Raw genomic sequence first — 12,192 nt, forward strand, 5'->3', positions numbered from 1 at the left:
ACTAAACTTTAATTACTTAAACAAATTAGTTACCATCTTCTTTAGATTCAGACAAATAGTAAAGTCTTTTCAAGCTTTTTTTAAGAAGCGTAAATCTATATATACCTATCACTAGAAAAAGCGCACTAAAAAAAAGCGAGACAAAAGCTAAATATTTAAAATTTGGAAAGATTTCAAGTTGAAAAAAAGCAATACCACCAAGTAATAGGTAAAGTGATGAACGAATGTATGAAAGCAACGTGCGTTCGTTTGCCAATCGTGTACGTTCAATGGCAAGATAATCTCTTAAGATAATTTGTTCTTCAGGTTTAAAATCGCGTCCAAACCGCAAGAGATTCATTTTTTTGATCTTTAAAGGAGCTTTTTTTATATGTTTTAATGACATTTTTAAAATTATTTTTATAAATCTAATTGAAATTTTAAAGGTTTCAAAAGAATGTTTATTTAAATTATTCTAATCAAATGTTAAAAAAATCTAATAAATTAAATGATTTTGAACTTATCAATTACGTTTTTAGTAATTTGCGCAACATTTTCTCTATTAAAGCCTTAAATGCAATTATATCCCATAGAATCTGGAAATTTTAAACTCGACGGTGGCGCCATGTTTGGTGTTGTACCAAAATCGTTGTGGCAAAAAACAAACCCTGCCGATGCCAATAATATGATTGACATTGCAGCCCGATGTTTGCTTATTGAAGAAGGCAATCGCCTGATCCTAATCGATACGGGTATGGGCAACAAACAGTCCAGTAAGTTTTTTGGTTACTACCATTTATGGGGCAATCATAGCATTGATAACTCTCTTAAAAAATACGGTTTTCACCGCGATGATATTACCGATGTGTTTATGACACATTTACACTTCGACCACTGCGGTGGCAGTGTTCAATGGAACAAAGATAAAACAGGTTACGAACCGGCCTTTAAAAACGCCCATTTTTGGAGCAATGAAGACCACTGGTTGTGGGCGACCCAGCCTAATAACCGCGAAAAGGCATCCTTCTTAAAAGAAAACATTTTGCCAATGCAGGAAAGTGGTCAGCTTAAATTTACTAGCGTTCCAACAGATGATACGCTTTCAAATTCCGAACTTGGTTTCGATATTTTTTTTGCAAACGGGCATACCGATAAGCAAATGATTCCAATTATAAAATACAAAGGGAAAACCATTGCTTTTATAGCAGATTTGTTGCCTACCGTTGGGCACTTACCACTACCCTACATAATGGGTTACGATACCAGACCGCTTTTAACATTAGATGAAAAAGAAAAGTTTCTTAATATAGCAGCTTCCAATAATTATTATTTATTTTTAGAACACGATGCCCACAATGAAATTATAACCGTGACTAATACCGAAAAAGGGGTCAGATTAAAAAACATATATACTTCTCAAGAAATATTTCAATAAAAAAGTGACTAATACAAAAACAAATAAATGAAAACAATTAAAACAATAATGCTTTCGGCACTACTAGCCGTATTATTTTCTGGCTGTGGAGGAACAGCTAATATTCTATCTACACCTGTTGAAAACATAGACAGTTCACCCCTAAAAGTTTCAGAATTAACTGAAAAAGAAAAACACAACTGGGGGCATTTAGATTTGGTAAAAGACACCATTCCAGGTATGAGCGTAGATAAAGCCTATACCGAACTTATTAAAAACAAAAAAGGAAACACCATTATTGTTGCTGTTATAGATTCAGGAATTGATATAGACCATGAAGATTTAAACGATGTTATTTGGACCAACAAAGGAGAAATTCCAAACAACGGAAAAGACGATGATAACAATGGTTACATTGATGATGTGTATGGTTGGAATTTTTTAGGCGATGGCTATAATGAACAATTGGAATATGTACGCATACTAGCAAGCGGAGATACTACAAATCCCGATTATGCTAAAGCTGAAAAACTATACAACGAAGAATATCAAACATGGATGGGCAGAAAAACCCAATACGACCAAATTTACCAACAAATAAAATCTACAGATGATGTTCTCACAAAACATTTTGGTAAAAAAGATTATACCAAGGAAGAAGTAAAAGCCATTAAAACCGAAGACCAAGCACTTCTTCAAGCTACCCAAGTTGCTAACTATATGTTTGGCAATGGGATGGACTCTATGGCAGATGCTTTAAAAGAAATTAGTGATGGTTTGGAAAGCATTAACGACCGCCTAAACTACAACCTAAACAAAAATTTCAAAGGGCGTGTAAATGGTGACGACCCCAATAACATGAACAATAAATTTTACGGTAACGGAAATGTAAAACCTGTAAAAAAATCTGAAAGTCATGGTACCCATGTTGCTGGAATTATAGCTGCAGAACGCAACAATGGTAAAGGTGCCAACGGTGTTGCTAACAATGTGAAAATTATGAGTATTAGAGCCGTTCCTAATGGCGATGAATACGATAAAGATGTGGCTTTAGCAATTCGTTATGCAGTAGATAACGGTGCTACTGTAATTAATGGAAGTTTCGGAAAAAGTTTTTCGCCACATAGCGATTGGGTACGCGATGCCATTAAATATGCCAACGATAAAGATGTGGTATTTGTACATGCAGCAGGTAACGATAGTGAAAATGTTGATATAGCCAATAATTTCCCTGACGATAACGTAAATGGCGTAGAGGTTTCAAACTCATACATTAGAGTAGGCGCTTTAGAACCAAAATATGGCTCAAACCTTGTTGCAGGTTTTTCTAACTACGGAAAGCAAAATGTTGATGTATTTGCACCAGGAGCCAAAATATATTCTACAACCCCTGAAAACGAATACGACACCAAAGGAGGCACCTCAATGGCGGCCCCTGCGGTAGCTGGTGTTGCAGCATTAATTCGTTCTTACTATCCAAAATTAACAGCTGCTCAAGTAAAGCAAATTATTATGGAATCTGGTTTGCCTATTAAAACAAAAGTGGTTGTTGGTGGCGATACCAATAATGTAAAACCATTTGCCGATTTATCTAAATCTGGCAGAATTGTTAATGCATATAACGCCTTCATTATGGCAGCTAAAATGTCTATGTAACTTAAAATTTATAGACATAAGTATTAAAATATTTTAGTTTCTCAAAAACTATAACCTTATTTAAAATAGATTCTGAAAACTATATCAGAATCTATTTTTTTATTATTTTCAAACAGTTATAAAAAGAAAAACAAATGAAAAAATTAACTATTTCTATACTGTCTGTTTTGGTGTTTTGGTCTTGTAACAGTGCACAACCCGTTACCACACCTTCACCATCACAAAACAATACAAATTCATGTTATTGGCAACAGCATGTAGATTACAAAATGGACATTGATATGGATGTAAACACCTATCAATACAAAGGCAAACAAACCTTGGTGTATACCAATAACTCGCCCGATATTTTAAACCGTGTGTATTATCACTTATATTTTAATGCTTTTCAACCGGGTAGTGAAATGGACGTTCGTTCTCGAACCATAGCTGACCCAGACCGCAGGGTTAAAGATCGTATTAGCAAACTGCAGCCAAACGAAATTGGTTATATCAAAGTAAATTCGTTAAAACAAAATGGCAAAACCATTAAGCACGAAACCGTTGGAACCGTTTTAGAAGTTGATTTGGCAAAACCCATTCAACCGGGTGAAAGCGTTACTTTTGAAATGGATTTTGATGCCCAAGTACCTGTACAAATTCGTCGTTCCGGTAGAAACAATAAAGAAGGAGTAGCTTTATCAATGGCACAGTGGTACCCAAAAATAGCTGAATACGATTTTGAAGGCTGGCATGCACACCCCTATATTGGACGTGAATTCCATGGCGTATGGGGCAATTTTGATGTGAAAATTAATATCGATAAAAACTATATTATTGGTGGTACAGGTTATTTACAAAACCCTAACGAAATTGGTTATGGTTACGAAACAGGCACTGTAACCAGACCAAATACCGATAAATTGACATGGCATTTTGTAGCGCCTAATGTACATGATTTTACTTGGGCTGCCGACCCCAATTATATTCACGATACGATGCAGGTACCTAATGGCCCAATGCTTCACTTTCTTTATAAAAACACCATGTCCGATGAACAAAAGGACAACTGGAAACGCATACAACCTAAAGCTGTTGAATTCATGCAATATTTTAGCGACCTTGTAGGTAAGTATCCTTATAAACAGTATTCCATCATTCAAGGAGGCGATGGTGGTATGGAATATGGTATGTGCACCCTTCTTTTGGGTGAAGGCACTTATGAAGGTATGATAAAAGGCACGATATCACATGAAATGGCTCATACTTGGTTTCAATTTTTATTGGCTAGCAACGAATCTAAACACCCATGGATGGATGAAGGTTTTTCTACATATATAGAATATAATGCCGTTAACAGTCTATTTAATGAAGGTAAGGAAAACCCTTTAGAAGAAGCTTATGAAGCCTATATATCCTTAGCCAAATCAGGTAGAGAACAACCCTTAACAACACAAGGCGACCGCTACGTTTATAATAGAGCCTACAGTTTAGCATCATACTATAAAGGCGCTGTATTTTTAGCACAATTGGGCTATATTATGGGTGAAGAAAACTTAACAAAAACCATTAAAAAATATTTTGACGACTTTGCTTTTAAACATCCTAAGCCATTGGATATTATCCGTACTGCAGAAAAAGTTTCAGGCTTAGAACTCGATTGGTATTTAACCGATTTTGCCCAAACCACCAACACCATAGATTATGGTGTAAAAACTATTGAAAGCAACACCATTTCCTTAGAACGCATTGGCTTAATGCCCATGCCTATTGATGTAACCGTAACTTATACCGATGGTAAAACCGAAGATTTTTACATCCCATTACAAATGATGCGTGGTGAAAAACCAACCAAAGCTACGTTAATAAAAGATTGGGCTTGGGCATACCCTACCTACACTTTTGAAACCAAAAAAGCGGTAAAAAGTGTAGTAATAGACCCAAAAAATTTAATGGCGGATATTAATAAAGAAAATAACAGAAAGTAATTAAAATTGTTTTCAAATAAACTTGGTGTTATTGATGCTCTCCACAAAATTTATTATTGATATATTTGAAATTAAACAGAACTTAACAAATAATTAAAATGGAGATATTAATTAAGAATATCAAAAAACAAATAGCCTTATTTACACTATTTTTATTAACGGCAAGCGTTTGTGTTGCTCAACAAAACGAAGAAGCTAAATTAATAGAAAAAGCTGGTAACTGGGTTGCAGAATTAAATCTCAATAATAAAGAAAAGGAAATACAGGTAACCGAAGATATATCAACACATTTAATAGCGGTACGTAATTGGCACAACAGTCACCCGTTTGATAGTGTTCCTGCAGGTATTAATCCAGTAACCGGTCAACCCTTATCGGAGTTAGACCGCTCCATTATCGCCGATTCAGCAATGCCTAATTCTGTACATGAGGCACTTATGGCAGGACTCAAAGCAAACCTTAACGATAACCAAATTGAGGCTATTCTAGATAAATATACCATTGGCAAAGTGGCGTTTACCTTAAAAGGATATCATGCAATAGTTACTGATCTCACAGAAGAAGAAGAATCTATTATATTAAAAAACCTAAAAGAAGCTCGAGAAATAGCTGTGGATTTTAAAAATATGAAGCAAATCTCGGCCATTTTTGAAATTTATAAAACCAAAAACGAACAATATTTAAACTCTAATGGAAGAAGTTGGAGACAATTGTATAAAGATTATGGAAAGCGTATGAAAGCTGAAAAAGCTAAAAAAAACTAACTTTTTAATAAATAACTCAATCATATTCTAAAGCCTTCTTTGTATTAAGAAGGCTTTTTGTATAGATTTCTATCTTTTTTTAGAAAAAATTACAATACACCCTTATTTTTTTATACATTCGCTCTGTAAACTTTAGGGGTGTTCTACTTTAAGAACTGAGATATACCCTTTGAACCTGATACGGTTAGTACCGTCGAAGGGAAAAGTTGAATAATACATTGCAATATGTATTAGCAATTCTTTTCTAAAATAAAACTCACCAACACTGAGTTTATTTTTTTCAAACATTTAGATACTTCTACAGTTTACAATAATTAAAAACTATTGTGAATGGCAACTATTTACCTAAATGAATCTCCTATAAATATTGAAGAAAACATCAATATTTCACAACTTCTACATCAAGTCAATTTACCCAAAACCGGTATTGCTGTAGCCGTTAATACAACTATTATTTCACAAAATAATTGGGAAACGGTTCAGTTAAAGCAAAACGACCATATATTAATTATTCAAGCAACACAAGGGGGTTAATTAATATTTTAAGATTCCTCATAGTTCCAACAATCTCTATAAAATACATCCTAAAAATGAAAAGAAAAGATACCGCACCAAAACAAGAAAAAATAACAAGACAGCCTTTTCCTAACTCAAAGAAAATTTATGTGTCCGGAAAAATTCATCCAGAAATAAAAGTGGCCATGCGTGAAATTTCATTAACCGATACCAAAGATTCTTTAACCGGCAAGTTAACACCCAATGAGCCTGTAACCGTTTACGATACTTCTGGCCCATATACAGATCCTAATAAAGAAATAAATATACTCAACGGTATAGAACGCATACGGGAACAATGGATTTTAAACCGGAATGATGTTGAACAACTAGACTCCTTTACTTCAAAATACTGTAATGAACGCTTAAATGATAAAAGCTTAGACCATATGCGCTTTTCTCACTTAAAAAAACCATTACGAGCAAAAAAAGGGCAAAACGTAACGCAATTACATTATGCTAAAAAAGGCATTATCACACCAGAAATGGAATATATCGCTATTCGTGAAAATCAACGTATTGATGAAATAACCGAAATAGCAAAACAACATAAAGGCGAACATTTTGGAGCTTCGATACCATCTAAAATCACGCCAGAGTTTGTGCGCGACGAAGTTGCAAGAGGTCGTGCTGTAATACCTTCAAACATTAACCACCCCGAAGCTGAACCAATGATTTTGGGTCGTAATTTTTTAGTGAAAATAAATGCTAACATTGGCAATTCTGCAACCACCTCATCTATTGAAGAAGAAGTAGAAAAAGCGGTTTGGGCGTGCCGTTGGGGTGCTGATAATATTATGGATTTATCTACTGGACAAAATATTCACGAAACTCGTGAATGGATTATTCGTAACTCACCGGTTCCTGTAGGTACAGTTCCAATTTACCAAGCCTTAGAAAAAGTAAATGGCGTAGCCGAAGATTTAACTTGGGAAATTTTTAGAGATACACTCATAGAACAAGCTGAACAAGGCGTTGATTATTTTACAATTCACGCCGGCGTCTTATTGCGTTATGTACCTATGACCGCTAAACGCGTCACAGGAATCGTTTCAAGAGGTGGATCGATAATGGCAAAATGGTGTTTAGCACATCACAAGGAAAGTTTCTTATATACCCATTTCGAAGAAATTTGCGAAATTTTAAAACAATATGATGTTGCCTTTTCTTTGGGTGATGGGTTACGCCCAGGCTCTGTTGCGGATGCTAATGATGAAGCACAATTTGCCGAATTGGAAACCCTAGGCGAGCTAACGCAAATTGCACGCAAGCACGAAGTACAATGCTTTATTGAAGGCCCTGGTCACGTACCCATGCACATGATAAAAGAAAACATGGAAAAACAAATAGAAGTTTGTGATGAAGCGCCTTTCTACACCTTAGGGCCATTAACAACAGATATAGCTCCAGGTTACGACCATATTACCTCTGGTATAGGAGCCGCCATGATAGGTTGGTTTGGTTGCGCCATGTTATGTTATGTAACACCAAAAGAGCACCTAGGTTTGCCTAATAAAGAAGATGTTAGAACAGGTGTTGTAACTTATAAACTAGCTGCGCATGCTGCCGATTTAGCAAAAGGGCACCCAGGATCGCAACACAGAGATAACGCACTAAGTAAAGCACGATTTGAATTCCGTTGGGAAGACCAATTTAATTTAGGGCTCGATCCTGAATTGGCACGCGAATATCACGATGAAACCTTGCCTGCCGATGGCGCTAAAATTGCCCATTTCTGTTCTATGTGTGGGCCAAAATTCTGCTCCATGAAAATATCACAGGAAGTTAGAGATTTTGCAGCCGTAAACGATATTGTAGACAACGAAGTTATTGCAAAAGGCATGGAAGAAAAATCGAAAGAATTTAAAGAAAAAGGATCGGAGGTATATTTATAAAAAACCAATGAATAATCCGTCAACTTAAAACAGAAGCAAATGATTGTTCTTATTGCTCCAGAAGAAGATATACCAAATGAAATTGACATACTTAACAAGCTGTTTAAAAACGGGTTGCTCTATTACCATTTAAGAAAACCAAATAAAGATTTTAAAGAGCATTCCGAATATTTAAATAAAATAGAACCGGAATACCATAATAGAATTGTAGTTCACTATTTTCACGAATTGGTAAATAGTTTTGACCTAAAAGGAATTCATTTTCAAGAACAAAAAAGAATAGACCATATTGATAATCCGGGGCAATATTTTAAAAACCTAAACATGTTTGGAAAAACAATAAGTTCATCGTTTCATGAACCAGAAACTTTAAGTGCTTGTTACTTTGAGTTCGATTACCATTTGCTAAGTCCGGTATTTTCATCACTATCAAAAGAAGGGTATGAAGGTCGGGGTTTTGATGTAAACCATATTAACAAAACTATTGTGGGCATGGGAGGTGTAACGAACGAAAATTTAGACTGCTTTAAAAAATTAGGTTATAAAGGAGTAGGCATTTTAGGTAGCATTTGGAACACCGAAAATCCAGTTGAAAGTTTCAATAAAATAAAAAACAGTTATAAAATATAATTCTAACGTATTGCAACCAAAACCATACATAATAACCATAGGTGGCTTAGACCCCTCTAGTGGAGCAGGCATTACTTCGGATATTAAAACATTTGAAACTTACGGGCTCTATGGGTTATCGGTTTGTACAGCGGTTACTGTTCAAGACGATGCGTCTTTTAAACAGTGCGAATGGGTAAGACCACAGGTTGTAATAAATCAATTAGAAGTTCTATTGAATCGTTTTCCTGTTAGTGTCATAAAAATAGGCATAGTAGAGCATTGGAAAACACTTCATAACATTATCGAAAAAATAAAAGCACTAAAACCCGAAATAAAAATAATAGTAGATCCTATTTTAAAAGCCAGTGCCGGGTTCGATTTTCACCATAAAGAAAGCATAAACTATTTTGATAACATTTTAGATAAATGCTACCTTTTTACACCTAATTATAACGAAATAAAAGGTTTGTACCCAGAAAAATCTATTGAAGATACCATTTCTTATATTTCTAAAAAATCAAACATCTATTTAAAAGGCGGTCATAGAACCGATAAAAAAGGCTGGGATGAATTGTACTATGGCGGTATCGTTCAAATAAACATAGAACCCATAGCTGATAAAATTTATGAAAAACACGGAAGTGGTTGTGTATTAGCTGCTGCCATAGCTTCAAATTTAGTAAAAAACATGCATTTGGAAGATGCTTGTAGGCAAGCAAAATACTATACCGAACAGTTTTTAAACTCAAATACATCCTTATTAGGACACCATAATTACCAAAACACATGATAAGTAAATTACATTATATATCGCAAGGCGAAACACCTAGACAACATTTAGAAAACATACAAAAAGCATGTACTTCTGGAGCAGAATTAGTGCAATTACGTCTTAAAAATATAGACCTTAAAACCATTTTTGAAACCGCACTACAAGCTAGAGAAATAACCTCCCATTTTCAAACACGATTAATAATAAACGATCATTATAAAATAGCTCGAGAAGTGAAAGCGGACGGTGTTCATTTAGGAAAAACCGATGCTTGCCCTTTAGAAGCAAAAAGCTATTTAGGAAAATTTTACAGTGTAGGAGGTACTGCAAATACACTTGAAGATTGCAAAAGATTAATTGAAAAAAAGGTAGATTATATTGGCCTAGGACCTTTTAAATTCACTGAAACGAAAACCAATTTAAGTCCAGTTTTGGGTATTCTAGGCTACCAAACCATTATTGATGCTTTGCAAACAAAAACCCCCATAATTGCCATTGGAGGGATTATGGTATCTGACGTTCCTGAATTATTAAAAACAGGAATTTATGGCGTTGCAGCATCGGGAGAAATTACCAAAAACTTTAATAATATAAGTACTTTCAACACGCTCTTAAAAGCACCTTCAACAAACGAACAGGTATGGAAAGTCAATTTAAAAACAGAGTAGCAGTATGGATGATATACTTAGAATAGCAAATAAAACCTTTATGTCTAGATTATTTACTGGCACAGGAAAATTTAGCAGCACAGCACTTATGCGAGATGCCATTATAGCATCAGAAAGTGAATTAGCCACCGTTGCATTAAAACGAGTGGATGTTAACAACGAATCTGATGACATGTTAACACATTTAAATCATGTTAATTTATTACCAAACACCTCTGGAGTAAGAACTGCAAAAGAAGCTATTTTTGCGGCCCAATTAGCTAGAGAAGCCTTAAATACCAATTGGATAAAATTAGAAATTCATCCAGATCCAAAATATTTATTACCAGACCCCATAGAAACTCTAAAAGCAGCCAAAGCATTAGTGAAATTAGGTTTTATTGTGATGCCATATATACATGCTGACCCTGTTCTATGCAAACGTTTGGAAGATGTAGGTACACAATGCGTTATGCCACTTGGTGCTCCAATAGGCAGTAATAAAGGGATAAAAACCGTCGATTTTTTAAAAATAATTATAGAACAAAGTAATGTGCCTGTTATTGTTGATGCTGGTATTGGAGCACCATCACATGCCGCGTATGCTATGGAATTAGGAGCCGATGCCGTTTTAGTAAATACCGCCATTGCTGTGTCTCAAAACCCAGTTGAAATGGCTATCGCATTTAAAATGGCTGTAAAAGCAGGCAGAATGGCTTATAATGCAAAAATGGCTCCCATAAAAAACCACGCCGATGCCAGTAGTCCGCTTACTTCTTTTTTAAATGAAACGTAATAAACAAATTAAAAAAGCTTCAAATGTCATTTAAAAACACCTTTTATAATTACGATTGGTCAACCATAGAAAACGAAATTTATACCGTTACGCCCGATGCTGTTGAAAAAGTGCTTCAAAAAGCGCATATAACTTTAGACGAATTTAAAATATTAATTTCTCCTGCAGCAAAACCATATATTGAACAAATGGCACAACGCAGTAGTATATTAACCAAAAAGCGTTTTGGCAATACCATGCAAATGTATATTCCCATGTACCTGTCCAACGAATGTCAAAACATTTGTACTTACTGTGGTTTTAGTATGACTAATAAAATTCCGAGAAAAACATTGAGTGATGCCGAAATTTTAAAAGAAGCTCATTATATAAAAAACTTAGGGTACGATCATATTTTACTGGTTACGGGAGAAGCCAATAAAACTGTAGGAGTAGACTATATAAAACATGCTATAAATTTAATCAACACTCACTTTTCTAATATTAGTATAGAGGTGCAACCTTTAGATCAGGAAGAATACGAATTACTCATAGAAGCAGGTTTATATGCCGTTTTAGTATACCAAGAAACCTACCATGAAGCAACCTATAAAGAACATCATCCTAAAGGAAAAAAATCTAATTTTCATTATAGATTGGATACCCCCGACAGACTTGGAAAAGCCGGAATACACAAAATAGGCTTAGGTTCATTATTTGGTTTGGAAGATTGGCGTGTAGATAGTTTTTATACAGCATTACATTTAAAATATTTACAAAAGACCTATTGGAAAACAAAGTACTCCATTTCATTTCCAAGGTTACGCCCTCACTCTGGTGGTTTAGAGCCTAAAGTAGAAATGACCGATGCAGACTTAGTACAACTAATTTGTGCATACAGATTGCTTGATGAAGATGTAGAACTATCCTTATCCACTCGCGAAAATGAAGTTTTTAGAAACAATATTGTGAATTTGGGAATCACATCTATTAGTGCAGAATCGAAAACAAATCCTGGGGGTTATAGTGTAGAACCACAGTCCTTAGAACAATTTGAAATTTCAGATGAGCGTTCTACAACCGACATAAAAAACATGCTTCAATCGCAAGGCTTTGAGGTAGTTTGGAAAGATTGGACCAATAATTGGCAATGATA

12 protein-coding genes and 1 riboswitch are annotated in these 12,192 nt (G+C 34.9%); of the genes, 11 read left to right on the plus strand and 1 reads right to left on the minus strand.

The window, feature by feature from the left end; genetic code table 11:
- Positions 1-25: 25 nt before the first annotated feature.
- On the minus strand, positions 26-385 hold the full coding sequence (locus ACGK9U_RS01815) for a YidH family protein (RefSeq protein ID WP_394464648.1): 360 nt from the start codon (positions 383-385) through the stop codon (positions 26-28).
- Positions 386-553: 168 nt separating this feature from the next.
- On the opposite strand from ACGK9U_RS01815, the gene ACGK9U_RS01820 reads away from it, so the two are divergent.
- The 11 genes from ACGK9U_RS01820 (at position 554) to thiH (ending at position 12,190) form a co-directional block, all read left to right on the plus strand.
- Entirely contained in the window at positions 554-1,414 is an 861-nt protein-coding gene (locus tag ACGK9U_RS01820; protein ID WP_394464649.1) for an MBL fold metallo-hydrolase, read from the plus strand.
- A 27-nt stretch (positions 1,415-1,441) separates the two neighbouring features.
- Positions 1,442-3,049: a S8 family peptidase gene (locus ACGK9U_RS01825; protein ID WP_394464650.1), complete on the plus strand. Its 1,608-nt coding sequence runs from the start codon at positions 1,442-1,444 to the stop codon at positions 3,047-3,049.
- Positions 3,050-3,183: 134 nt separating this feature from the next.
- Entirely contained in the window at positions 3,184-5,016 is a 1,833-nt protein-coding gene (locus ACGK9U_RS01830) for a M1 family metallopeptidase (protein ID WP_394464651.1), read from the plus strand.
- 98 nt (positions 5,017-5,114) lie between these two features.
- Positions 5,115-5,780, plus strand: a complete 666-nt coding sequence (locus tag ACGK9U_RS01835; protein ID WP_394464652.1) for a DUF3826 domain-containing protein — start codon at positions 5,115-5,117, stop codon at positions 5,778-5,780.
- Positions 5,781-5,904: 124 nt separating this feature from the next.
- A riboswitch (TPP riboswitch) is annotated at positions 5,905-5,999 on the plus strand.
- Between the two features lie 111 nt (positions 6,000-6,110).
- Positions 6,111-6,314: a sulfur carrier protein ThiS gene (gene thiS, locus ACGK9U_RS01840; protein ID WP_394464654.1), complete on the plus strand. Its 204-nt coding sequence runs from the start codon at positions 6,111-6,113 to the stop codon at positions 6,312-6,314.
- Between the two features lie 56 nt (positions 6,315-6,370).
- Complete coding sequence (gene thiC / locus ACGK9U_RS01845; protein ID WP_394464655.1) at positions 6,371-8,230, plus strand: phosphomethylpyrimidine synthase ThiC; 1,860 nt, start codon at positions 6,371-6,373, stop codon at positions 8,228-8,230.
- Positions 8,231-8,269: 39 nt separating this feature from the next.
- On the plus strand, positions 8,270-8,860 hold the full coding sequence (locus ACGK9U_RS01850) for a thiamine phosphate synthase (RefSeq protein WP_394464656.1): 591 nt from the start codon (positions 8,270-8,272) through the stop codon (positions 8,858-8,860).
- Between the two features lie 10 nt (positions 8,861-8,870).
- Complete coding sequence (locus ACGK9U_RS01855) at positions 8,871-9,632, plus strand: hydroxymethylpyrimidine/phosphomethylpyrimidine kinase (RefSeq protein WP_394464657.1); 762 nt, start codon at positions 8,871-8,873, stop codon at positions 9,630-9,632.
- Positions 9,629-10,282, plus strand: coding sequence for a thiamine phosphate synthase (locus ACGK9U_RS01860; protein ID WP_394464658.1), 654 nt, complete (start codon positions 9,629-9,631; stop codon positions 10,280-10,282). Before ACGK9U_RS01855 ends, ACGK9U_RS01860 begins: the two co-directional genes overlap by 4 nt.
- A gap of 4 nt (positions 10,283-10,286) precedes the next feature.
- Complete coding sequence (locus tag ACGK9U_RS01865; protein ID WP_394464659.1) at positions 10,287-11,057, plus strand: thiazole synthase; 771 nt, start codon at positions 10,287-10,289, stop codon at positions 11,055-11,057.
- A gap of 23 nt (positions 11,058-11,080) precedes the next feature.
- The gene (gene thiH, locus ACGK9U_RS01870; RefSeq protein ID WP_394464660.1) at positions 11,081-12,190 is read left to right on the plus strand and encodes a 2-iminoacetate synthase ThiH; all 1,110 of its coding nucleotides are present in this window, start codon (positions 11,081-11,083) and stop codon (positions 12,188-12,190) included.
- Positions 12,191-12,192 lie beyond the last annotated feature (2 nt).

Source organism: Mariniflexile sp. HNIBRBA6329 (assembly GCF_043558645.1).
GTDB lineage: Bacteria > Bacteroidota > Bacteroidia > Flavobacteriales > Flavobacteriaceae > Mariniflexile.